General features: G+C 65.4%; 20 protein-coding genes. 11 read left to right on the top strand and 9 right to left on the bottom strand.

The window, feature by feature from the left end; all coding sequences use genetic code 11:
* The first annotated feature begins 26 nt into the window (after nucleotides 1–26).
* Entirely contained in the window at nucleotides 27–1,301 is a 1,275-nt protein-coding gene (locus SP6_RS00250) for a methyltransferase family protein (protein WP_113667437.1), read from the top strand.
* Between the two features lie 116 nt (nucleotides 1,302–1,417).
* On the opposite strand, the gene SP6_RS00245 is transcribed toward SP6_RS00250, so the two are convergent.
* Both SP6_RS00245 and SP6_RS00240 read right to left on the bottom strand, forming a co-directional pair.
* A complete protein-coding gene (locus SP6_RS00245; protein WP_007405707.1) occupies nucleotides 1,418–2,791 on the bottom strand; it encodes a glutamate--cysteine ligase in 1,374 nt (457 codons plus the stop codon).
* A gap of 45 nt (nucleotides 2,792–2,836) precedes the next feature.
* Nucleotides 2,837–3,580 carry a 16S rRNA (uracil(1498)-N(3))-methyltransferase gene (locus SP6_RS00240; RefSeq protein ID WP_007405691.1) on the bottom strand — a complete coding sequence of 248 codons (744 nt, stop codon included), beginning with the start codon at nucleotides 3,578–3,580 and terminating at the stop codon, nucleotides 2,837–2,839.
* Between the two features lie 74 nt (nucleotides 3,581–3,654).
* On the opposite strand from SP6_RS00240, the gene ppk2 reads away from it, so the two are divergent.
* Together ppk2 and SP6_RS00230 are read left to right on the top strand one after the other, a co-directional pair.
* Nucleotides 3,655–4,410 carry a polyphosphate kinase 2 gene (ppk2, locus tag SP6_RS00235; protein WP_007405748.1) on the top strand — a complete coding sequence of 252 codons (756 nt, stop codon included), beginning with the start codon at nucleotides 3,655–3,657 and terminating at the stop codon, nucleotides 4,408–4,410.
* A 97-nt stretch (nucleotides 4,411–4,507) separates the two neighbouring features.
* Nucleotides 4,508–5,518: a glycosyltransferase family 2 protein gene (locus tag SP6_RS00230; protein ID WP_007405664.1), complete on the top strand. Its 1,011-nt coding sequence runs from the start codon at nucleotides 4,508–4,510 to the stop codon at nucleotides 5,516–5,518.
* Here the strand turns inward: SP6_RS00230 and SP6_RS20700 are convergent.
* From SP6_RS20700 to SP6_RS20695, 3 genes are all read right to left on the bottom strand, one after another.
* Entirely contained in the window at nucleotides 5,515–5,661 is a 147-nt protein-coding gene (locus tag SP6_RS20700; protein ID WP_007405694.1) for an MYXO-CTERM sorting domain-containing protein, read from the bottom strand. The two genes, SP6_RS00230 and SP6_RS20700, sit on opposite strands and share 4 nt — an antisense overlap.
* A gap of 67 nt (nucleotides 5,662–5,728) precedes the next feature.
* Nucleotides 5,729–6,778, bottom strand: a complete 1,050-nt coding sequence (locus tag SP6_RS00220; RefSeq protein WP_126053197.1) for a hypothetical protein — start codon at nucleotides 6,776–6,778, stop codon at nucleotides 5,729–5,731.
* 2 nt (nucleotides 6,779–6,780) lie between these two features.
* A complete protein-coding gene (locus SP6_RS20695) occupies nucleotides 6,781–6,924 on the bottom strand; it encodes a hypothetical protein (protein WP_007405639.1) in 144 nt (47 codons plus the stop codon).
* Between the two features lie 45 nt (nucleotides 6,925–6,969).
* Here SP6_RS20695 and ubiA point away from each other — a divergent pair, with 45 nt between their 5' ends.
* The 8 genes from ubiA to glgX all read left to right on the top strand — a co-directional run bounded on the left by ubiA (nucleotide 6,970) and on the right by glgX (nucleotide 20,327).
* Nucleotides 6,970–7,878: a 4-hydroxybenzoate octaprenyltransferase gene (ubiA, locus tag SP6_RS00215; RefSeq protein WP_007405669.1), complete on the top strand. Its 909-nt coding sequence runs from the start codon at nucleotides 6,970–6,972 to the stop codon at nucleotides 7,876–7,878.
* An 88-nt stretch (nucleotides 7,879–7,966) separates the two neighbouring features.
* Nucleotides 7,967–9,277, top strand: coding sequence for an Nramp family divalent metal transporter (locus tag SP6_RS00210; RefSeq protein ID WP_007405665.1), 1,311 nt, complete (start codon nucleotides 7,967–7,969; stop codon nucleotides 9,275–9,277).
* A gap of 92 nt (nucleotides 9,278–9,369) precedes the next feature.
* Nucleotides 9,370–11,802, top strand: coding sequence for a glycogen/starch/alpha-glucan phosphorylase (locus SP6_RS00205; RefSeq protein WP_007405724.1), 2,433 nt, complete (start codon nucleotides 9,370–9,372; stop codon nucleotides 11,800–11,802).
* Nucleotides 11,799–13,952, top strand: a complete 2,154-nt coding sequence (gene glgB / locus SP6_RS00200) for a 1,4-alpha-glucan branching protein GlgB (protein ID WP_007405634.1) — start codon at nucleotides 11,799–11,801, stop codon at nucleotides 13,950–13,952. Before SP6_RS00205 ends, glgB begins: the two co-directional genes overlap by 4 nt.
* Nucleotides 13,953–14,030: 78 nt before the next feature.
* Entirely contained in the window at nucleotides 14,031–15,293 is a 1,263-nt protein-coding gene (gene glgC / locus SP6_RS00195; protein ID WP_007405722.1) for a glucose-1-phosphate adenylyltransferase, read from the top strand.
* 8 nt (nucleotides 15,294–15,301) lie between these two features.
* Entirely contained in the window at nucleotides 15,302–16,756 is a 1,455-nt protein-coding gene (gene glgA, locus SP6_RS00190; protein WP_007405656.1) for a glycogen synthase GlgA, read from the top strand.
* The gene (locus tag SP6_RS00185; protein WP_007405726.1) at nucleotides 16,753–18,378 is read left to right on the top strand and encodes an alpha-D-glucose phosphate-specific phosphoglucomutase; all 1,626 of its coding nucleotides are present in this window, start codon (nucleotides 16,753–16,755) and stop codon (nucleotides 18,376–18,378) included. The genes glgA and SP6_RS00185 overlap by 4 nt, the downstream gene beginning before the upstream one ends.
* A gap of 152 nt (nucleotides 18,379–18,530) precedes the next feature.
* Nucleotides 18,531–20,327 (top strand): glycogen debranching protein GlgX, encoded by a 1,797-nt coding sequence (gene glgX / locus SP6_RS00180; protein WP_007405660.1) that lies wholly within the window; start codon nucleotides 18,531–18,533, stop codon nucleotides 20,325–20,327.
* Here glgX and cyoD read toward each other — a convergent pair.
* Genes cyoD through cyoA form a run of 4 tightly spaced genes read right to left on the bottom strand, consistent with a single transcriptional unit; the run spans nucleotide 20,324 to nucleotide 24,184 of the window.
* Complete coding sequence (gene cyoD, locus SP6_RS00175) at nucleotides 20,324–20,707, bottom strand: cytochrome o ubiquinol oxidase subunit IV (RefSeq protein ID WP_007405668.1); 384 nt, start codon at nucleotides 20,705–20,707, stop codon at nucleotides 20,324–20,326. The genes glgX and cyoD overlap by 4 nt on opposite strands.
* Nucleotides 20,704–21,339, bottom strand: a complete 636-nt coding sequence (gene cyoC / locus SP6_RS00170) for a cytochrome o ubiquinol oxidase subunit III (protein WP_007405674.1) — start codon at nucleotides 21,337–21,339, stop codon at nucleotides 20,704–20,706. The genes cyoD and cyoC overlap by 4 nt, the downstream gene beginning before the upstream one ends.
* Nucleotides 21,336–23,348, bottom strand: coding sequence for a cytochrome o ubiquinol oxidase subunit I (gene cyoB / locus SP6_RS00165; protein ID WP_007405651.1), 2,013 nt, complete (start codon nucleotides 23,346–23,348; stop codon nucleotides 21,336–21,338). Before cyoB ends, cyoC begins: the two co-directional genes overlap by 4 nt.
* On the bottom strand, nucleotides 23,345–24,184 hold the full coding sequence (cyoA, locus tag SP6_RS00160; RefSeq protein WP_158005326.1) for a ubiquinol oxidase subunit II: 840 nt from the start codon (nucleotides 24,182–24,184) through the stop codon (nucleotides 23,345–23,347). The genes cyoB and cyoA overlap by 4 nt, the downstream gene beginning before the upstream one ends.
* Between the last annotated feature and the right edge of the window lie 3 nt (nucleotides 24,185–24,187).

Genomic DNA, 24,187 nt, shown 5'->3' with positions numbered 1-24,187 from the left:
ACCAAATTGCGTTAGGGCTTGACCGCATGCCCGAGACACCTGTCCTGCCTAGCCGCCCACCCCGCCCCATTTCGGCGGTGACGCATGGCGTGGGGCTGGCAGGACTGGCGGGGTCGCTGGCCTGGATCGCGATCGCGCGGTGGCAGCATCTCGACGGACCCTATGCGGCGCTCGTCCATCTGCTGGCGGTGGGCCTGCCGATGATCCTCTGGTCGCTAATGGTGGACAAGGTCCATCGCCATCCCTCGACCGGGATCGACTGGGCCCATCCCCGCCCCGCCCGCGAGACGCTGGACATCAGCCTGACCAAGCTCGTCGGCCTGTGGGCGACCTTCGCCGTGATCGGGATCATCTATGCGACGGGGCGCTTCTATTGGCGGGGCAATTTCGCCTTTGCCATGTGGTGTTTCGAATGGATAGCCCCGGCGCTGTTCCTGCTGTCCATTCCCTATGTGCTGTGGCTCGACCGGCGGCTGGTCGCCCCCAAGGACGGTGCCTGGATGCTGGGCGCCTGGCTGGCCGGACAGAAGGGCATCGAGGCGGAGGCGATCTACGCCCATTTGCGCGCCTGGGGGGTGAAGGCCTTCTTCCTGGCCTTCATGCTGGCGGTGGTGCCCGGCGGGTTCGGCAACTTCGTGCGCGGCGATCTGTCCGCCGTGCTGCACGATCCGGTGGCGCTGGCCAATTGGCTGATCACCTTGATGTTCGTGATCGACGTCGCCTTTGCGACCGTCGGCTATATGCTGACCATGCGGCCGCTCGACGCGCATATCCGCTCGGCCAACCCTTATGCGGCGGCGTGGATGGCGGCGCTGATCTGCTATCCGCCGACGATCATGATGGCCGATGGCGGCCCGCTCGATTACCGACCGGGGACCGCCGAATGGAGTTACTGGTTTGCAGGGCATCCGATCCTGCTGGCGGCGATCGGTGCGGTGCTGGTGGCGCTGACCGCCATCTATGCCTGGTCGACGGTGGCGTTCGGCATCCGCTTTTCCAACCTGACCCACCGCGGGATCCTGACCCACGGACCCTATGCCGTGTCGCGTCACCCGGCCTATCTGTCGAAGAACCTGTTCTGGTGGATCGCGATCATCCCCGTGCTCTCGACCGGGACCTGGGTCGATGCGGCGCGGAGTACCATCCTGCTGGGGGCGGTCAGCGGCGTCTATTACTGGCGCGCCAGGACGGAGGAGCGGCATTTGTCGGCCGATCCGGCCTATCGGGAATATTCGGAATGGATGGCGCGGTACGGGTTGGTACCGCGCTTCTTTGCCTGGTTGGCAGGGCGTCGAGGTTAGCGCTTCCCTTAGCCTTCGACTTCGGCACGATGCGCCGAAGTTTATCCTGAGCGGAGTTTGAGGATGTATCCCTCCACCCGTTCAGGCTGAGCGAAGTCGAAGCCCATGCTACGCCCTTAGAAACTCGCTTCGTCGTAAACCCGCGCTATGTCCCCGCCCCACTCGCCATGATAGCGGTCGAGCAGCACCTGCGCTGGCACCTTGCCCGAGCGGACGATCTCGCGCAGCGGGTCAAGGAAGCCGGTCTCATTATCGCCGGCCGCGTTCAACCGCGCCCGCGCCGCCAGCCCGGCATGGGCGATGTCCAACACCTCGCCGGCAATATCGCGCAGCCGCCCGCCGCCCGGCAGCGGCGCATCCAGCGCCAGTTCGGGGACCGAATCGCGCAACGCCTGCCGCTCGTTCAGCGACCAGCCCTTGACCAAATCCCAGGCCGCATCGAGTGCGGCATCGTCATAGAGCAGCCCGACCCACAGTGCCGGCAGCGCGCAGATGCGGCTCCAGGGGCCGCCATCGGCACCGCGCATCTCAAGGAAGGTCTTCAGCCGCACCTCGGGGAAGGCGGTCGACAGATGATCGTTCCAATCCTCCATCGTCGGCAACTCACCCGGCAGGACCGAAAGCTCGCCCTTCAGGAAGTCGCGGAACGACAGCCCCGCCGCGTCGATATATTTGCCATCGCGGTAGACGAAGTACATCGGCACATCGAGCGCATAGTCGGCATAGCGCTCATAGCCGAAACCATCCTCGAACACGAAGGGCAGCATGCCGGTGCGTGCGGGGTCGGTGTCCGACCAGATATGGCTGCGGAAGGACAGCTTGCCGTTAGGCTTGCCCTCGGTAAAAGGCGAATTGGCGAACAGCGCGGTGGCCAGTGGCTGCAGCGCCAGGCCGACGCGGAACTTCTTCACCATATCGGCCTCGGACGCATAATCGAGATTCACCTGGATCGTGCAGGTGCGCAGCATCATGTCGAGGCCGAGCGAGCCGACGCGCGGCATGTGCCGCAGCATGATCGCATAGCGCCCCTTGGGCATGATCGGCAGCTCGGCGCGAGTCTTGTCCGGCCACATGCCCAGCCCCAGAAAGCCCAGGCCCAGCTTGTCGCCCGCGGCCTTCACCTGCGTCAGGTGACGGCCGGTCTCGGCACAGGTCTCGTGCAGATTGTCGAGCGGCGCGCCCGACAGCTCGAACTGGCCGGCGGGCTCCAGGCTGATCGAGCCGTCCGCACCGGTCAGCGCGATCACGTTGCCGCCCTCCAACACCGGCGCCCAGCCATATTGCTCCAGCTCGCCCAAGAGTGCGCGGATACCCGCCGCTTCGTCGTAAGAGGGGGCGTGATGATCGCCCAGCGCATAGACGAACTTCTCATGCTCGGTGCCTATCCGCCAGCGATCGCTTGGTTTTTCGCCCTTTGCGAAGCTGGCGATCAGCTGATCGCGCGACTCGATGATGGCGCCCTTGGCGGTGCTCGCGGTCTTGGTGCTCATGAACCGCGCCTTACGCGGGCGGGCGCGAGGATGCCATAGGCTGAATCAACCCCAGTCGCCCGCCGCCGCCATCCAGAGCGATACGGCCGCCGCCGCCGCCGTATCGGCGCGCAGGATGCGGGGTCCCAGACCGATGCCAATGGCGGACGGGAGCGCGCGGATCGCCTCGCGCTCCTCGCTATCGAAACCGCCCTCCGGCCCGATCAGGATGGCCGCCGGCCCCTGATGCGCGCGCATCGCCTCCAACGCAGGCAGCCCGCCATTCTCGTCGGCAAAGAACAGCGCGCGTTCCTCAGGCCAGTCGCGCAGCAGCGCGGGCAGCTTCACCGGCTCGGCCACTTGCGGAAGCGCGGTCCGCCCACATTGCTCCGCCGCCTCGATCATATGCGCGCGCAGCCGCTCGGTATTGGGCTTGTCGACCACGGTGCGGCGAGTGACGACCGGGACCAGACGCGCCACGCCCAGTTCGCATGCCTTTTCCGCCAGCCAATCGACCCGCCCCTTCTTCAACGGCGCGGCGCATAGCCACAAATCCGGCACCGCCTCGCGCTCGCGCAACCGTTGGGTCACGTCCAGGGTCAGGTCGCGCTTTCCCACCGAGGCCGCGACGCCCAACCATTCGCCCGTCCGGTCGTCGAACAGCTTGACCGGATCGCCGACCTTCGTCCGCATCACCGACACCAGATAATGTGCGGCCGGACCATCGATGCGGATCGGCCCCTCGGCCAGTATCTGATCGACGAACAGGCGGGGGGTGGATTGCGGCGGCCAGGCGGGAGTAGCGGGCATGGGCCCCGCTTACACGCCTCGCGCACGCCATGCCACTTTTGCCGCTCGGTGCGTTTTCGGTTCAGGAGGTAACGATGGCGAAACATTATCAAGAGGAGCTGGAAGCGCTGCAACTGGCGCTGGTCCGCACCCAGATGGCGATGGCCGGATCGAGCGAGCGGGTCGTCATCGTGCTGGAGGGACGCGATGGGGCCGGTAAGGACGGGACGATCAAGTGCATCACCGAGCATCTCTCGGTCCGTGCCACCCGGGTCGTGGCGCTCCCCAAGCCCTCCGACCGCGAACGCACCCAATGGTATTTCCAGCGCTACGCCACCCATCTTCCGGCTGCGGGCGAAATCGTGATCTTCAACCGCAGTTGGTACAACCGCGCAGGCGTAGAGGTCGTCATGGGCTTTTCCACCGCCACCGAGCAGGAAGCCTTTCTGCGCGATGCCCCCGATTTCGAGCGAATGCTGGTCGAAAGCGGCATCAAGCTGGTCAAGATCTGGCTCGACATCTCCAAGAAGGAGCAGGAAAAGCGGCTGGAGGCGCGGCGCACCGATCCGCTGAAAGCGCTGAAGGTCTCGGACATGGACAAGGTCGCGCAGGCCAAATGGGCCGATTATTCGGCGGCACGCGACACGATGCTGATCCGCACCCATACGCCGTTCGCGCCGTGGCACGTGGTCCGCGCCGACGACAAGAAGGACGCGCGGATCGCGATCATCCGCCACATCCTCCACCGCATCGCCCCGCCCGACATTGCCGCCGACGTGCCGCTGCCCGATCCGGACCTGCTCTTCCCGTTCGACATGGCGGCGCTGGAGGATGGGCGGCTGGCGAAGTAGCGAATCTTTCGTGGCGGCGGCGCAGGGACATTAGGCCGATCTTTACCGGCGAATGGTCTTATCGGGCGGAGACTCCCTGCGTCGAGGATTATGCCGAATGCCGCCTTCTTCCCCTCGGATCGCTGCAACGCTGATCGTCCGGAACGAGGCCCGCTGCATCGCGCGTTGCCTGAACAGCGTCGCGCCTTGGGTCGACAAGATGGTGGTGCTCGACACCGGTTCCACCGACGACACCGTGGTGATCGCGAAGGCCGCCGGGGCCGAGGTGCATCACCTGCCCTGGCCGGACGACTTCGCCGAGGCGCGCAACCACGCTCTCGCCTGCGCCGATGCCGACTGGAACCTGATGCTCGACGCCGACGAGTGGATCAGCACGGGCGGCGAGGAACTGCGTCGCTGGTGCGCGGGGCCGCCACGCCTGGGTTTCGTCTGTATCGAGAATTATGTCGACGGTAGCCCCGATCCCACGCGGTGCTGGATTCCGCGATTGTTGCCACGCGGCGTCCATTATGAAGGGCGCATCCATGAACAGGTCGCCTCTTCCCTGCCCCGTGAACGTATTCCCGTACATGTCGGCCATGATGGCTATCTCGCCCAGCAAAAGGCGAAAAAGCGCGACCGCAATCAGGCGCTGCTGCTGCGCGAACTCGCCGAGCAGCCGGAAAACCCCTATCTGATGTTCCAATTGGGCATGGAAGCCCAAGGGCAGGCCGATTTCCAAACGGCATGCGATTATCTGGGACAAGCCTTGGCCAGAGCCCCGCGCGATGCCGGTTGGCGGCATGCGTTGGTGGTCAGTGCCATTCCGCTGATGTCCCATGCAGGCCGGCTGGCCGACGCGATCGCGCTGGCCGATGCCGAATTCGGACAATGGCCCGATTCGCCTGACTATTTCTATGTCCTGGGGGACGTCCTGTTCGATCAGGCTGTGGCCGATCCAGCACAAGCGGTCGACCATTGGCTGCCCATGGCACAGGGGGCCTGGGAACGCTGTCTCACCATCGGTGAACGCCCTGACCTGGACGGCAGCGTTACCGGGCGTGGCAGCTATCTGGCGCAGCAGAGTCTGGACATCGTCCGCTCGCAACTCGCGACGCTGGCCGCCTAGCGCCGTCGGCGGACGAGCCACCACAATAGGCCCAGCCCGATCAGCGCCAGCAGGACGACACCGCCCACCATCCCCGCCACGCGCAGGATCGCCCAGAACAGCGCCTCGACGAAACGCCCGACCGCGACCGACAGGCCGATCACTGGAAAAGAGGCCCACAGCCCGTCACCGCCCCGTCATAGCGGCAGGCGGCCCCTTGCGCCACGCGGGTCAGCGCAGAGGCGCGATCATCGCCTTCACGCTATCGATGGGCAGTGACATCAGCGCCGCAGCACAATCGTCGATGCCATAGGACAGGAACACCCGGCCGTCATGGGCCGCCAGCCCCGAACAGAATTCGAGACCCCGTTTTTCAAAGAAGAACGGCTCCGACAGCCCCGTCACACGCCAGTCGCGGGCGATGCGGACGAAGCGATGCGGATAAAAGGGGCCTGCGGAGAAGCTGGCCTTGAGCTGCCGACAGGCGAGATGCGCGACGCAGAGCCAGCCATCCTCCCACGGAATGAGCTGCGACGATCCCGACCATCCGACCAACGGGCGGATCGGCTGATCGGTCTGGTGGATCAATTGCAGCGCGTCGTCTGTCACCTGATACACCTCCATCCTGTCCAGCCGATAGAGCAGGGCCAGCCGATCCTCCTCGACCGCGGGCATCCAGTTCTTCTCGCGCGCGCAGCCATGAGGTGACGGCAGCGAGAGCGACCGACCGATCGCGCCATCGTCGACGGGGGCGATCGCCATGACGTTGCTGCTGCCCTTCCAATTGGGCTTGCTGGCGCCGCGCGCATCGGGCGCCACCTGATCGGGGCCGAGACGGCAGGCGCTCCAAAGTCCGTACACCATATCCTTCCAGAAGAAGAGCCGTGGATCCTCAAAGCCATTGCGCGCATCGGGCGACGCGGCCTTGGCCTCGTCATCGTCCAGCCGGACGGCGGAGCGGACTCCCAGATCCTCGTCATAGCCGAGCAGCCAGTTATCCGACGACAGCCGCTCAATACCGCCGGGTACGATATAGGCGCCGTCCGCCAGCATCCGGTAATTGGGGCTGCGCACCATGACGGTCCAGGGCCCTTCCGCCCGGTCCGGCGTGCGCAGGATCGTGGGATTGCACAGCCGTTCGACACCCTCGATCCGGATTTCCTGGTGGCGTGCATCGTGTTGCTTGATCAGGCACGTCGCGCGCGCGACGATCGACGCTTCCTTCATTTGCCCGAGCCGGAAACGGCCATGCCGCCCGATCCGCCGAATCAATCCCCGCATCATCATTCCCCATTGTCGCGATCGGGCACCGAGCGGGGCGGATCGCGATTCCTCGCCCCGCCTAGCGCATCGGCGATGCCCGGCGAGATGGCTTTGTCATCGGCCAACGCCGCGATTGACCAGCGTTGATACAGATGCCGCCGCACCCGAACCCCCTTGCATGGCCCGACCGGCCCCCATAGGCCCGGACCATGACGATCGAGATCGTACCCGATAGCGAGCATAAGGGACTGGTCGGGCGGCTGCCGCCCCGGTGGCGTGGACTGGCGTTGCTGGCGCGGTTCGATCGACCGATCGGCTGGTGGCTGCTCTTCTGGCCCGGTGCCTGGGCGATCGCGCTGGCCGGCGGACTACCGGAACGCTGGCCGATGCTGCTGTGGTTCCTGGTCGGTGCGATCGCGATGCGGGGCGCGGGCTGCGTCTTCAACGACATTGTCGACCGCGACCTGGATGCCAAGGTCGCGCGGACGCGGGCACGGCCGATTCCCTCGGGGCTGGTGTCGGTAAAGCTCGCCGCGATCTGGCTGGTCGTGCTGTGCCTGATCGGGCTCGTCGTCCTGGTGCAGTTGCGCCCGCTGGCCGCGATCGTCGCGCTGGTCAGCTTGGCGCCGGTCGCCGCCTATCCCTTCATGAAGCGGATCACCTGGTGGCCGCAGGCCTGGCTGGGCATGGTGTTTAGCTGGGCCGCACTGGTCGGCTGGGCGGAGATTGCCGGGGCACTGACCACGCCGCTCTGGCTGCTCTATGCCGGATCGATCGCCTGGGTGATCGGCTATGACACCATCTATGCGCTTCAGGATCGTGAGGACGATGCATTGATCGGCGTGCGATCCTCCGCACTGCGCATGGGCGCGCATGTGAAGCCGGGGGTCGGAGCCTTCTACCTCATCGCCATCCTGTGCTGGGCGGCGGCGATCTGGCTGGTCCGGCCGGACGTGCTGGCGGTCGCCGCGCTGATCCCGGTGGCGCTGCATCTGGGCTGGCAGGTCGTGACGCTGAAACCCGACGACGGCGCGGGTGCGCTCTACCGGTTCCGGTCCAATCGCTTTGCCGGGTTGCTGATGGCGTTGGCCTGCGCGGTAGTGGGGAGTTCGATCTGAATCCTCCCCGCACGGGGTGCGGTGCTGATCTCGCGCAACGCTTTGGCGGGTTGTCGCGTTTGCCAAACTCCGCCACATCTCAAGGTCGATGACCGTAGCCACGCCCGCCACCCGCTCGCTTGCCGAAAGCCATCGTTCGATCGCGATCCCGGAGGGCGCGTCCTTCCTGCGGCGGTTGTTCGCCTTTGCCGGACCCGGTTATTTGGTCGCGGTCGGCTATATGGACCCGGGCAATTGGGCGACCGACATCGCGGGCGGATCGGCCTATGGCTATGCTTTGCTGTCGGTCATCCTGCTATCCAACATCATGGCGATGATCCTGCAGGCGCTGTCGGCGCGGCTGGGCATCGCCGCGGGCCTGGACCTCGCCCAGGCGTGCCGCGCGGCCTATTCCAGGCCGGTCTCGCGCATCCTGTGGCTGCTCTGCGAGATCGCGATCATCGCCTGCGACTTGGCGGAGGTGCTGGGCACCGCCATCGCGCTGCAATTGCTATTCGACCTGCCTTTGGTCTGGGGCGTAATCATCACCGGGCTGGACGTGTTCCTGATCCTTGCGCTGCAACGATACGGCTTTCGCAAGATCGAGGCGTTCATCATCGCGCTGCTGATGATCATCGGCGGCTGTTTTCTCTATGAATTGATCGCCTCGCGTCCCGATCCGGGATCGGTGCTGGCCGGTTTCATCCCCACGACGCGGATCGTGACCGATCCGGCGATGCTCTACATCGCGATCGGCATCTTGGGAGCGACGGTGATGCCGCATAACCTGTACCTCCATTCCTCGGTGGTACAGACGCGCGCCTTTGGTCTCACGACCGAGGGCAAGCGCGATGCCATCAAGATGGCGACGATCGACAGCACGGTCGCCTTGTTCTTCGCCTTCTTCATCAACGCCGCGATCCTGATCGTTGCGGCTGCCACCTTCCATGTTGCGGGCCGCACCGATGTGGCGGAGATCGACCAGGCCTATCGCCTGCTCGCCCCGATGCTGGGGGTCGGCGGGGCCAGCGTGGTGTTCGGCGTGGCGCTCCTCGCCTCGGGGCAGAATTCGACCGTCACGGGCACGCTGGCCGGGCAGATCGTGATGGAGGGATTCCTCGACCTGCGCCTTGCCCCCTGGCTGCGGCGGCTGATCACCCGCGGGCTGGCCATCATTCCCGCCGTACTGGTGGTCGGTGCCAGCGGACAGGCGGGCGCGACGAAACTGCTGGTGCTCAGCCAGGTGATCCTCAGCCTGCAGCTCCCCTTCGCGGTGGTGCCCTTGGTCCGCTTCACGGCGGACAAGGGGATGATGGGGCCGTTCGCCAGCCCGATCTGGCTGCGCATTCTGGCATGGATCATTGCCGCAGTGATCATCGGCCTCAACCTGACCCTGTTGTGGGGGCTGGCGACGGGCTGATCCCCTTTCGCGGATGCGAAGGAATGCCGCGTGACTTCACTTCCCGCGCGGCTAAGCTGGCGATGACTGGACCCATAGGGATCGCCGAATCAATGACGACCACGATCACCACCCTGCATGTCGATGATACCGGGCCGCTGGCCGACGCCATCGTCGATACGCTGGTGCACCGGATCGGCAAGGATGCCGCCAATGCCCGCCCGCATGACTGGCTGGCCGCGACTATCCTGACCGTCCGCAACGACATTATCGAGCGCTGGATGGCCTCTACCCGCGAAGCCCATGCGGCGGGCGCCAAGCGCGTCTATTATCTCAGCCTGGAGTTCCTGATCGGGCGGCTGCTGCGCGATGCGCTGTCCAATCTGGGGGTAATGGCGCAAGTGGCGGGCGCGCTGCTATCGCTGGGCGTCGACCTGGCCGAGCTGGAGGAGATGGAACCCGACGCCGCGCTCGGCAATGGCGGCCTGGGACGGCTGGCGGCGTGTTTCATGGAGAGCCTCGCCAGCCTCGACCTGCCCGCCTATGGCTATGGCATCCGCTATGTGAACGGGATGTTCCGTCAGCGGATCGATGACGGCTGGCAGGTCGAACTCCCCGAAACCTGGCTGAGCCACGGCAATCCCTGGGAGTTCGAGCGGCGCGAGAGTGCCTATTTCGTCGGCTTCGGCGGCGAGGTGGTGGGCACCGAGACCGGCGCGGTCCACTGGAAACCCGCCGAAGCGGTGGAGGCGATCGCGGTGGATACTCCCGTGGTCGGCTGGCGCGGCAAGCGGGTCAACACGCTGCGGCTGTGGACCGCGCAGGCGATCGACCCCATCCGGCTCGACCGGTTCAATGCGGGCGACTATACCGGCGCGCTCGCCGGACAGTTGGCAGCGGAGACGCTGGTCCGCGTCCTCTATCCATCGGACAGCTCACCTGCGGGCCAGGAGCTGCGGCTGCGGCAGGAATATTTCTTCTCCTCGGCCTCGCTCCAGGACATCGTCCGGCGGCATATCCAGTATTTCCACGATATCCACACCCTGCCCGACAAGGCGGCGATCCAGCTCAACGACACCCATCCGGCGGTCTCGGTTGCGGAACTGATGCGGCTGCTCATCGATCATCACGATCTGGGCTTCGACGAGGCGTGGGACATCACCCGCCGCACCTTCGGCTATACCAACCACACGCTGCTGCCTGAGGCGCTAGAAAGCTGGCCGCTCCACCTGTTCGAGCGGTTGCTGCCGCGTCACATGCAGTTGATCTATGCGATCAATGCCAAGCTGCTACGCGAAGCCCGCGCGATGGAGGGCGTGGACGACCGCGCCATCGCCGCGATCAGCCTGATCGACGAGGGCGGCGAGCGGCGCGTCCGCATGGCCAACCTGGCCTTTGCGGGCAGCCACAGCGTCAACGGCGTCGCTGCGCTCCATACCGAGCTGATGAAGAAGACGGTCTTTGCCGACCTCCACCGCCTATATCCGACGCGGATCAACAACAAGACCAACGGCATCACCCCGCGCCGCTGGTTACAGCAATGCAATCCGCAACTCACCGCGCTGATCCGCGAGGCGATCGGGCCAAGTTTCGAGGATGACGCCGAAAAATTGATAGCGCTCACGGAATTCGCGCAGGATGCGAATTTCAGGGAACGCTTTCTGGCGATCAAACGTTCCAACAAGGTGGGGCTGGCAAATTATCTCAAAGAGACGACCGGGTTGCGCGCGGACCCTGATGCGTTGTTCGACGTCCAGATCAAGCGCATCCACGAATATAAGCGCCAGTTGCTTAACATCATAGAGACGGTAGCGCTCTACGATCAGATCCGCAGCCATCCCGAGCGGGACTGGACACCCCGCGTGAAACTGTTCGCGGGCAAGGCGGCGTCGAGCTATCACAATGCCAAGCTGGTCATCAAACTGGCCAATGACGTGGCGCGCCGGATCAATTCCGACCCCAGCGTCGGCCATCTGCTGAAGATTGGTTTCGTCCCCAATTATAATGTCAGCCTAGCCGAGAAGATCATCCCCGCCGCCGATCTGTCCGAACAGATCTCGACCGCAGGCATGGAGGCGTCGGGCACCGGCAACATGAAGTTCGCGCTGAACGGTGCTCTCACCATCGGCACGCTCGACGGCGCCAATGTCGAGATCAAGGAGCATGTCGGCGACGATCATATCGTCATCTTCGGCCTGACCGCCGACGAGGTCGCCGCCCAGCGCCGCGACGGCTACAACCCGCGCGCGGTGATCGAGGGCAGCCCGGAACTGCGCCAGGCCGTCTCCGCCATCGCCTCGGGCGTGTTCTCGCCCGACGATCCCGGCCGTTATGCCGGGTTGATGGGCGGGCTGTACGATGGCGACTGGTTCATGGTCGCCGCCGATTTCGATGCCTATGCCGCCGCGCAGCGCAGCGTCGACGCCCGCTGGCAGGACCAGGCGGGCTGGGCGACCTCGGCCATCCACAATGTCGCGAAAGTCGGATGGTTCTCCTCCGATCGCACCATCCGGCAATATGCCGAGGAAATCTGGAACGTGATGTGAAGCCACCCCGTGCCGCTCTGGATGCCCTGATCGAGGGCCGCAACGCCGATCCGTTCGCGTTGCTGGGACCTCATGAAGGGCCGGGCGGTACGTTCCTGCGGGCGCTGGTGCCGGGCGCGGAGGAGGTCGCGGCCTTCGACCTGTCCGGTACGTCCCTGGGTGAATTGCAAAGCGTCGATCCGCGCGGCCTGTTCGAGGGAGCGGTCGAAGGCCCTGCCCAGCCGGTGAAGTACCGCGCGCGGGGCCACGGGGCGGAATGGTGGATCACCGATCCGTACAGCTTCGGCCCTGTCCTGGGCCCCCTTGACGATTTCCTGATGGGCGAAGGCAATCACTTCCGCCTGTACGACAAGATGGGCGCGCACCTGATCGAGCATCAGGGCGTGGCAGGTGTGCACTTCGCGGTCTGGGCCCCCAATGCCGAGCGGGTCGCGGTCGTGGGCGACTTCAACGACTGGAATCCCGGCCGCCATGTCATGCGCCGCCGTCTGGACGTCGGGGTGTGGGAAATCTTCATCCCCGATATTGGCGAGGGCCGCGCCTATAAGTTCGCGATCACCGGCCCGCATGGCGCGGAACAGCCGATGAAGGCCGACCCCTTCGCCTTCGCCGCCGAGCTTCGCCCCAAGACCGCCTCGATCACCACCGCCCCGCCCCAACATGTGTGGAAAGACGCGCCCCATCGCGAGCATTGGGCTACAGTCGATCCGCGACGCGTGCCGATCAGCATCTACGAGGTTCACGCCGGATCTTGGGACCGCGACGAAAATGGCTGGTATCTGAGCTGGGACGCGCTGGCGGAGCGACTGATCCCCTATGTTGTCGAGATGGGGTTCACCCATATCGAATTCCTGCCCATCTCCGAGCATCCCTACGACCCCAGCTGGGGCTATCAGACGACCGGGCTTTATGCGCCATCGGCACGGTTCGGCGATGTCGAAGGCTTCTCGCGCTTCGTCGACGGCGCACACCGGGCGGGGATCGGCGTGATCCTCGACTGGGTGCCCGCCCATTTCCCCACCGACGCGCATGGCCTGTCGCATTTCGACGGCACCGCGCTCTACGAGCATGAGGACCCGCGCCAGGGTTTCCATCCCGACTGGAACACCGCCATCTATAATTTCGGGCGGCGCGAGGTGGCGAGCTTCCTGGTCAACAATGCGCTGTTCTGGCCCGAGCGCTATCATATCGACGGGCTGCGCGTCGATGCCGTCGCCTCGATGCTCTACCGCGATTACAGCCGCAAGGACGGCGAGTGGGTGCCCAACGAGCAGGGCGGCCGCGAGAATTGGGAAGCGGTCGAGTTTCTCCGCCAGGTCAACCGCCAGGTGTACGGCCAGCATCCCGGCGTCTTCACCGTCGCCGAGGAATCCACCGCCTGGCCCGGCGTCTCGGCGCCCGCGCATGACGGCGGGCTGGGCTTCGGGTTCAAGTGGAACATGGGCTTCATGCACGACACGCTCCAGTACATGGCGCGCGAGCCCGTGCATCGGCGGCACCATCACGGCGAGATCCTGTTCGGCCTCCACTATGCGTTCGACGAGAATTTCGTCCTGCCGCTCAGCCATGACGAGGTGGTGCACGGCAAGGGCAGCCTGCTGACCAAGATGGCGGGCGACGACTGGCAGAAATTCGCCAATCTGCGCGCCTATTATGCCTTCATGTGGGCCTATCCGGGCAAGAAGCTGCTCTTCATGGGCCAGGAATTCGCCCAGCGCGAGGAATGGTCGGAAAGCCGTGCGCTCGACTGGCATCTGCGCGCCAGCCACGCGCATGAAGGGGTCCGCTCGCTGGTCCGCGACCTCAATCATCTCTATCGCGACACGCCCGCGCTCCACGCCCGGGATTGCGAGCGCGAGGGGTTCGAGTGGCTGGTCGCCGACGACAGCGCCCATTCGGTCTTCGCCTGGTTGCGCAAGGCCCCGGGCGAGAAGCCGGTCGCCGTCATCGCCAATATGACGCCGGTCGCGCGCGCGCCCTATCGCCTGCCGCTGCCGCATGACGGCCGCTGGACCGAGGTGCTCAACTCCGACGCGACCCAATATTGGGGATCGGGGCTGGGCAATATGGGCGGCGTGGATGCGACCGATGGTGCGGCCTGGGTGACGCTACCCCCGCTGGCCACCGTCATCTTACGCTTCGACGGCTGACACGCCATCAGATTTTACCTGGAATACCAACGCGCCGATCAAGCGTTGCGACACTAACATACGGACAGGAGACGGAAAATGGACCTGAGGCGCGGACAACCGCTGGCGCGCGATGCCATGGCCTATGTGCTGGCGGGCGGCCGCGGCAGTCGCCTCATGGAAATGACCGATACCCGCGCCAAGCCCGCCGTCTATTTCGGCGGCAAGGCGCGGATCATCGACTTCGCCCTGTCCAATGCCATTAACTCGGGTATCCGCCGCATCGGCGTCGCGACCCAATACAAGGCCCACTCGCTGATCCGCCACCTTCAGCGCGGCTGGAACTTCCTGCGCGACGAACGTAACGAGAGCTTCGACATCCTCCCCGCCAGCCAGCGGATCAGCGAATTCCAATGGTATGAAGGCACCGCCGATGCGGTCTTTCAGAATATTGACATCATCGAGAGCTATGCGCCCGAATTCATGGTCATCCTGGCAGGCGACCATGTCTATAAGATGGACTATGAACTGATGCTCCAGCAGCATTGCGACAGTGGTGCCGACGTCACCGTCGCCTGTCTGGAGGTCACCCGCGCCGAGGCGAGCGCATTCGGCGTGATGCATGTCGATGAGACCGACCGCATCGTCGCGTTCGTCGAAAAGCCCGCCGATCCGCCCTCCATCCCCGGCAACCCGGACGTGTCGCTGGCGTCGCTGGGCATCTATGTCTTCCGCACGTCCTTCCTGTTCGAACAGCTCCGCCGCGATGCCGCCACGCCCGGCTCGAGCCGCGATTTCGGCAAGGACATCATCCCCTATCTGGTCGAGCACGGCAAAGCCCAGGCGCACCGCTTCTCCGCCTCCTGCGTCCGCTCGCATGACGAACCCGGCGCGTACTGGCGCGATGTCGGCACGGTCGACGCCTATTGGGAGGCCAGCCTCGACCTGACCGATGTGGTACCGCAGCTCGATCTGTACGACCGGAGCTGGCCGCTCTGGACCTATGCCGAGATCACCCCGCCTGCCAAGTTCGTCCATGACATCGACGGCCGGCGCGGATCGGCGGTGGCCAGCCTGGTCGCGGGCGACTGCATCGTGTCGGGGTCGTCAATCCACCGCTCGCTGCTGTCCACCGGCGTGCGCACCCACAGCTTCGCGATGCTCGACGAGGCGGTGGTCCTGCCCTTCTGCCATATCGGGCGCGGCGCGCGGTTGCGACGCGTGATCCTCGACCGCGGCGTCAAGATTCCCGACGGGCTGGTGGTCGGCGACGATCCGGTGCTCGACGGACAGCGTTTCCGGCGGACCGACAAGGGCATCTGCCTCATCACCCAGCCGATGATCGATCGTCTGGCCAACTGAAAGTCCCCATGACCCTCTCCGTCCTGTCGGTCGCCTCGGAGGCGTTCCCGCTCATCAAGACCGGCGGCCTCGCCGATGTCGTGGGCGCGCTGCCCGAGGCGCTGGCGCCGCACGATATCGCCGTGACCACGCTGATCCCTGGCTTCCCCAAGGTGATGCGGGCGATCGGCGAGGATGCGCCCCGGGTCCATCACTGGACGCATATCATCGGCACCGACGCGTGGCTGCGCGAGGCGATGATCGGCGCGCACCGGTTGCTCGTGATCGAGGCGCCACAGCTCTGGGAGCGCGAGGGGCTTCCTTATGTCGATACCGCCGGCAACGATTGGCCCGACAATTGGCGGCGGTTCGCGGTGCTGGCGCGGGCGGGGGCGGACCTCGCCTCGGGCGCGGTGCCGGGTTACGAGTTCGACCTGCTCCATGCGCATGACTGGCAAGCGGCGCTGGCCCCGGCCTTCCTTCATTACGCACCCGGCCCCGGCAAGGTCGCCAAGAGCATCGTCACCATCCACAATATCGCCTTTCAGGGATCGTTCGCCGCGCACCACTTCCCCGATCTAGGCCTGCCGCCGGAAGCATGGTCGGTCGACGGCGTCGAATATTATGGCCAGATCGGCTATCTGAAGGCGGGCCTGCGCACGGCCGACGCGATTACCACGGTCAGCCCGACCTATGCCGAGGAAATCCACCGCGTGCAGTATGGCATGGGGCTGGAAGGTTTGATCGCCGCCCGCGCCGAGTGCGTCAGCGGCATCGTCAACGGCATCGATCCCGCCATCTGGAGCCCCAAGGCCGACGCCGCCCTGCCCGCCCCCTTCACCGTCGCCACGCTGGACGACCGCATCGCCAACAAGCGCGCGGTGGAGAAGGCGTTCGGGCTGGACGAGGATGACAGCCCGATCTTCACCGTCATCAGCCGCCTGACCTGGCAAAAGGGCATGGACGTGCTGGTCGAGGTGATCGACGATCTTGTCGCGCTCGGCGGACGGCTAGTGGTGTTGGGCACCGGCGACCCGGCGCTGGAGATCGCCTTCGCCACCGCCGCGCTGCGCCATCCGGGCCGCGTCGCGGTGCGGATCGGCTATGACGAGCCGGTCTCGCATCTGCTCCAGGGCGGGTGCGACGCGATCGTCATCCCCTCGCGCTTCGAGCCGTGCGGGCTGACCCAGTTGTATGGCCTGGCTTATGCTTGCGTCCCCGTGGTCGCGCGGACCGGCGGGCTGGCCGATACGATCATCGACGCCAACGAGGCCGCGCTGGCCATGGGCGTGGCGACGGGCTTACAGTTCGACAATGTCACCACAGACAATATCGTCGCGGTGCTGCGTCGCACAATGAGACTCTATGCCGACCAAGACCAATGGCGGACCATTCAGGTCAATGGCATGAACGCCGATTATAGCTGGCACCATAGCGGCCGCCACTATGCCGAACTCTATCGATCCGTCCTGGGGAACCCATGATCAAGACCGTCGCGACCGAGCCCTATCTCGACCAGAAGCCCGGCACCTCGGGCCTGCGCAAGAAGGTCCGCGTCTTTCAGCAGCCCAATTATGCCGAGAATTTCGTCCAGTCGGTGTTCGACGCGCTGGGCGACGAAAAGGCCGGCCAGACGCTGGTGATCGGCGGCGATGGTCGCTTCCTGAACCGCGAGGTGATCCAGGTCGCGATCCGCATGGCGGCGGCGAACGGTTTCGCCCGTGTCGTTGTGGGGCAAGGCGGCATCCTGTCGACCCCGGCGGCGAGCAACGTGATCCGCCAGCGCAAAGCCTTGGGCGGCCTGGTCCTGTCGGCCAGCCACAATCCGGGCGGTCCCGACGAAGATTTCGGCATCAAGTACAACATCTCGAACGGCGGTCCCGCGCCGGAGAAGGTGACCGACGCGATCCACGCCAACACCAAGTCGATCAGCCGCTGGCTGACCGTCGAGGCGGCGGACATCGACCTCGACACGCTGGACGCGGTGACGGTCGGCGGGATGACGGTCGAGGTGATCGACCCGGTCGCCGACTATGCCGCGCTGATGGAAAGCCTGTTCGACTTCGCCGCGATCCGACGCGCGGTTGAGGGCGGCTTCACCATGTCGTTCGACGCGATGAGCGCGGTGACCGGGCCTTACGCGACCGAGATCCTCGAAAACCGGCTGGGCTTCGCCAAGGGCACGGTGAAGAACGGCACGCCGCTCCCCGATTTCGGCGGCCATCACCCAGACCCCAATCTGGTCCATGCGAAGGAGCTGTACGACCGGATGATGGCGGCGGACGCGCCCGATTTCGGCGCAGCCTCGGACGGGGACGGCGATCGCAACCTCATCATCGGGCGCGGGCGCTTCATCACGCCATCGGACAGCCTGGCGATGCTGGCGGCGAACGCGCATCTGGCGCCAGCTTATGCGGGCGGGCTGAAGGGCATCGCCCGCTCGATGCCGACCAGCGCCGCTGCCGACCGCGTCGCCGAGAAGCTGGGCATTCCGGCGTACGAGACGCCGACCGGCTGGAAGTTCTTCGGCAATCTGCTCGACGCCGGGACGGCGACCATCTGCGGCGAGGAGAGCGCGGGCACGGGTTCGGATCATGTACGCGAGAAGGATGGGCTGTGGGCGGTGCTGCTCTGGCTCAACATCCTCGCCGCCTCGGGCAAGTCTGTCGACCAGATCGCCCGCGATCATTGGGCGACCTATGGCCGCAACTATTATGCGCGCCACGATTATGAGGGCGTCGAGAGCGAGCGCGCCGATGCGCTGATGGCCGATCTGCGCGGCAAACTGGCCACTCTGCCGGGCGAGAGCTTCGCCGGGCTGACGGTCGAGACGGCGGACGACTTCGCCTATACCGACCCCACAGACCAGTCGGTCAGCCGCAACCAGGGCATCCGCGTGCTGTTCCAGGGCGGCAGCCGCGTCGTGTTCCGCCTGTCGGGCACCGGCACCAGCGGCGCGACGCTGCGCGTGTATCTGGAGCGCTATTCGGCCGAGGAACTCGACCGCGAGACGCCCGAGATGCTCGCCGACATCATCGCGGCAGCGGACGAGATCGCCGGGATCACCCAGCATACCGGCCGCACCGAACCCGATGTGGTGACGTAATTGGCAGGGGGGGGAGAGCAAAGCGCTCTCCCCTTTCCGCCCCGGCGAAGGCCGGGGCCCAGTCGCCGCCACGCTGGTCGAACACCGGAGAGTGGGCACAACTGGCCCCCGGCCTTCGCCGGGGTGGTCATGATGAGTAGGATGGGGCCGTCATGACGAATCAGCCCTCTCCTCGCCTCGGCGCGCAGCCGGTCCCCGGCGGCACCCGTTTCGCCGTCCATTCGACCGCCGAGCGGGTGGAGCTGTGCCTGTTCGACGGCGAGCACGAACGCCGCATCGCCATGACCCGCGACGGAGAGACGTGGAGCACCACCGTCCCCGGCACCGACCATCTCTATGGCTACCGGGCGCACGGAGATTACGATCCGGCACGCAACCTATGGTTCGATCCCACCAAGTTGCTGGTCGATCCTTACGCACTGGAACTCGACCGCCCGTTCGTCCAGTCTCCCCGCCTTGCCCGCTATGGCGAGGACACGGCCGATATCGTGCCCCGCGCCCGTGTCGTGGCGCCATTGACCGGCTCCCCCTTGTCGCCCCTCTTCCGGCGCGGCCAACTGGTCTACGAACTCAACCTGCGCAGTTTCACCATGCGGCACCCCGCGATCGCGCCCGAGCAACGCAGCACGCTGGCCGCGCTCGCCCACCCGGCGGTGATCGACCACCTCCGCAAGCTGGGCGTCGCGGCGGTCGAGTTGATGCCGATCACCGCCGCCATCGATGAACGCCATCTGCCACCGCTCGGGCTGCGCAATGCCTGGGGCTATAATCCGGTCGTGCCGATGGCGCTCTGCCCGGAGCCGGTGCCGGGCGGGGTCGCCGAACTGGTCGCCACCGTCGCCGCGCTGCGCGAGGCGGGGATCGGGGTGATCCTCGACCTCGTCTTCAACCATATGGGTGAGAGCGACGTGCAGGGCGGCACCCTGTCCTTCCGGGGGCTCGATCCGGAGGTCTATGCCCGCGCGCCCGATGGTATGCTCATTAACGATGCCGGGACCGGCAACACGCTGGATGCCAGCCGCCCGAGCGTCCGCGCGATGATCCTCGACACGCTTCGCCATTTCGCGCGAGCAGGGGTGGACGGTTTTCGTTTCGACCTGGCCCCGGTCCTGGCACGTGGGCCGGGCTTCGATCCCAACGCACCGATCTTTGCCGAGATCGCCGCCGATCCCATCCTGGTGACCCGCGTCATGATCGCCGAGCCCTGGGACATCGGCCCCGGCGGATACCAGCTGGGCCACTTCCCCGACCATTGGCTGGAATGGAACGACCGCTACCGCGACCAGGTCCGCCGGTTCTGGCGCGGCGACGGGCGCCCGGGCGATCTGGCGACGCGGGTGGCGGGCTCGGCGGATGTGTTTGCCGGCCCCGCGAGCCGCTCGGTCAATTTCGTCGCCGCGCATGACGGCTTCACCCTGGCCGACATGGTCGCCTATGCCGAACGTCACAACCACGCCAATGGCGAAGACAATCGCGACGGGCACGCCGACGAGATATCGTGGAACCACGGCGTCGAAGGACCGACCGACGATCCCGCCATCCGTGCCGCGCGCAACGCCTCGGTCCGCGCGATGCTCGCCACGCTGTTCCTGTCGCGCGGCACCCCGATGCTGACCGCAGGCGACGAGTTCGGTCGGAGCCAGCGGGGCAATAATAACGGCTATGCGCAGAACAACGAGACGACCTGGCTAGACTGGCAGAACCGGGACGAGGCGCTGGAGAATTTCGTCGCGGCACTAAGCGCCTTCCGTCGGGACACGCCCATCGACTGGACGGATTGGCTCGCCGATGCCGAGTGGCGTACGCTGTCAGGCGATCCGATGGGCCCCGAGGACTGGGACGGCGACGGCTTTGCGCTGCACCTACCCCTTGGCGACGAAAGCCTGATCCTCCGCTTCGACCGCCACCACGGCGTCTCCGCCATGCGCGGCGTGGTGATCGAGAGCTAAGGCGTCGCCATCGGCCCCATCAGATTGTGGTTCAGATGCCCCATGATCCAGATCGACCCCAGCAGCACCAGCGTCACGATCAACACGCCGAACAGCAGCGCCAGCACATTGTTGCTGTTGTCCGGCCCGGTCGTGATGTGCAGGAAGAAGACGAGGTGCACCCCCATCTGGCCGATCGCCAGCGCCAGCAGCGCGGCAGGCACGGCGGGCCCCCAGATGATATCCATCTGGACCAGCGCAAAGGACGCCGCCGTCAGCACGGCCGCCGCGGCCAACCCGATCACATAGCTGCGGACGCCGCCCGCGATCGAATCATGTTCGCTTTCTTCGCCCGGCGCGGTTTCGTCGCGGGCCATTTCCTCGTCGGGCCGCTCGCTCATCCGCGCACTCCCATCAGATAGACCATGGTGAACAGCGCCACCCAGATGATGTCGAGCGCATGCCAGAACAGGCTGAAGCACAGGATGCGGCGCAGGATATCCTCCCGAAACCCCTTGGCCCAGGTCTGCGCCATCATCGTCGTCAGCCAGAGCAGCCCGAGCGTGACGTGAAAGCCGTGACAGCCGACCAACGCGAAGAACGCCGACAGGAACGCACTGCGCCCCGGTCCATTGCCCTCGCCGATCAGGTGGAGGAACTCATGGGCCTCGAGCGCCAGAAAGCCTGCGCCCAGCAGCGCGGTCACCGCCATCGCGATCTGGAACCAGCGCATGTTGCGCGCCAGCGTCGCGATCCCCGCCAGACCGCAGGCGAAGCTGGAGAGCAGCAGCAGCGCCGTCTCGGTCTCGACCAGCGGCAGTTCGAACAGGTCCTTGCCCGAAGGCCCACCCGCCGTCGCGTCGTGCAGCACGGCATAGGCCGCGAAGAAGCACGAAAACAGGATGAAGTCCGACAGCAGGAAGATCCAGAAGCCGTAGGACACGATGATCCGCTTGGGTGCCGGACCATCGGGATTGGGCTCGGTGGCGCGGCCCAGCTTGTTGGGATCATGGGCCTTGGCGGTCTGGCTCATGACAGCGCCTCTTCGGGCAGATCGAGGAGCGTCGCCTTACTCCGGCGACGGGCCTGATCGAGCCGCTCGACTTCCTCGACGGGGATTTCATATTCCGCCTCGTCGCGCCAGGCGAAGACGACGAAGGTTCCCCAGGCCCCGAAGAACCCCAGGATCACCAGCCACCAGATGTGCCAGATCAACGCGAAACCCATCGCGGTGGCAAAGAAGGCGGCGACGACCCCGGTCGGCGAGTTGCGCGGCATCTCGATCGGTTCGTAATCGGGACAATCCGACAGGCGGTGGTTCTCGCGCGCCTTGGCCTTGATGCCCCAATAGGCTTCCTCGCCCTTCACATCGGGCAATACCGCGAAGTTGAAGACCGGCGGCGGCGAGGTGGTGATCCACTCCAGCGTCCGTCCGTCCCAGGGGTCGCCGCTTTCATCGATCCGGTCGCCCCGCGTCTTGATCGAGACATAGAGCATCCGGATCTGGCACGCGATCCCGGCCAGGATGAGCAGCGCGCCGAACCCCGCCGCGATCAGCCAGGGATGCCAGCCGGGCACGTCATAATGCTGCATCCGCCGCGTCATGCCCATCAGGCCCAGCACATAAAGTGGCATGAAGGCGAGGTAGAAGCCGCTGATCCACAGCCAGAAGGCCCGCTTGCCCCAGGTCTCGTCCAGCGTGAAGCCGAACATCTTGGGGAACCAGAAGGTGAAACCCGCGAACGCCCCGAACAGCACGCCGCCGATGATGACGTTGTGGAAATGGGCGACCAGGAACAATGAGTTGTGCAGCACGAAGTCGGCCGGAGGCACCGCCAGCATCACCCCGGTCATGCCGCCGATCACGAAGGTCACGATGAACCCGATCGACCACAGCATCATCGAGGTGAAGCGGATACGCCCGCCATACATGGTGAACAGCCAGTTGAAGACCTTCACCCCCGTCGGCACCGCGATGATCATCGTCGTGATGCCGAAAAAGCCGTTCACATCGGCGCCTGCCCCCATGGTGAAGAAATGGTGCAGCCAGACCATGAACGACAGGATGCAGATCACCATGGTCGCGATGACCATTGAGCGATAGCCGAACAGCGGCTTGGACGAGAAGGTCGAGATCACCTCGGAGAAAATGCCGAAGGCGGGCAGGATCAGGATATAGACCTCCGGATGCCCCCAGGCCCAGATGAGGTTGACGAACATCATCTGGTTGCCGCCCATTTCGGGGGTGAAGAAATGGAAGCCCAGATAGCGGTCGAGGAGCAGCATCGCGAGGCATGCGGTCAGCACCGGGAAGGCCGCGACGATCAACAGGTTGGACGCCAGCGACGTCCAGGTGAACATCGGCATCCGGCTATAACCCATGCCCGGCGCGCGCATCTTCAGGATGGTGGTGACCATGTTGACGCCCGCGAGCAGCGTGCCCACCCCCGATATCTGGAGCGCCCAGCAATAATAATCGACGCCGACACCGGGCGAGAAGCGCAGCTCCGACAGGGGCGGGTAGACCAGCCAGCCGGTCTTGGCGAACTCGCCGATGACCAGGCTCATATTGACGAGCAGCGCACCGCTGCACGTCAGCCAGAAGCTGACCGAATTGAGCGTGGGAAACGCCACGTCGCGCACGCCCAATTGCAGCGGCACGACGAAGTTCATCAGCCCGATCATGAACGGCATCGCCACGAAGAAGATCATGATCGTGCCATGCGCCGAGAAAATCTGGTCATAGTGATCGGGCGGCAGATAGCCGTCATTGCCGTACGCGATCGCCTGCTGCGAGCGCATCAGCAGAGCATCGGAGAAGCCGCGCAACAGCATGACGCCGGCCAGCAGGCAATACATGACGCCGATCCGCTTGTGATCGACGCTGGTGATCCACTCGCTCCATAGATAGGGCAGATGACCACGCCGCCACACCCAGATGACGACGCCCAGCAGCACCGCACCGATCACCCCCGCCGATATCAAGGGCAGTGGTTCATGAAACGGGATCGAATCCCAGCCGAGCTTGCCGGTGAAACTCATTGCTCGCGCCCGTCCTTGGCCTGTTCACCCTCGGGCGCGCCGTTCTTCATGACGATCTGGTCGTACAGCCTGGGCTGAAGCCGGGGATAGCTGGCGGGGCGGACATTGCGGCTGGGATGTGCCATGGCGACAAATTCGTTCCAGTCGAGCGTCTTGCCCCGCCCGGCCTTCGCCTGCGCGATGAAGTGGTCGAACATACCCTGCGGCACCGCATCGACGAAGAAGTCCATATCAGCAAAGCCCTCCCCGCTATAATGCGCCGACAGACCGCGATAGCGCCCGGCCTTGTCCGCGCGCAGGTGGAGCGTCGAGTCCATGCCCGACATGGCGTAGATCTGGCTGCCCAGTTGCGGCACGAAGAAACTGTTCATCACCCCCGCCGAGGTGATGCGGAACCTGACCGGCGTGCCGACCGGCACCACCAGCCGGTTGATCGTGGCGATCCCCTGTTCGGGATAAAGGAACAGCCATTTCCAGTCGGTCGCGACGACCTCGACGGTCATCGTTTTCGTCTTGGACGCGATGGGCTTGGGCGGATCGAGATCATGACTGCCGATCCAGGCGATGCCGCCCAGGAACATGATGGCGAGCGCCGGCACGGACCAGACCAGCAATTCCAGCCGCCCCGAATAGGCCCATTCGGGCAGGTGCTTGGCACGGTCATTGCCGGCACGAAACCACCAGCCAAAGGCGAAGGCCAGCACGATCACGGGCACGACGATGGCCAGCATCACCGCCAGCGAATTGAAGAAGATACTGCGCTCACCCGCCGCGATCGGACCTGCCGGATTCAGGATGCCGGGTTCGCAAGCGGCGAGGACGAGGCAAGGGCCCATGCA

It is taken from the genome of Sphingomonas paucimobilis NBRC 13935 (genome assembly GCF_000739895.2).
Classification (GTDB): domain Bacteria; phylum Pseudomonadota; class Alphaproteobacteria; order Sphingomonadales; family Sphingomonadaceae; genus Sphingomonas; species Sphingomonas paucimobilis.
This window is presented reverse-complemented; position numbering and strand designations above follow the sequence as displayed.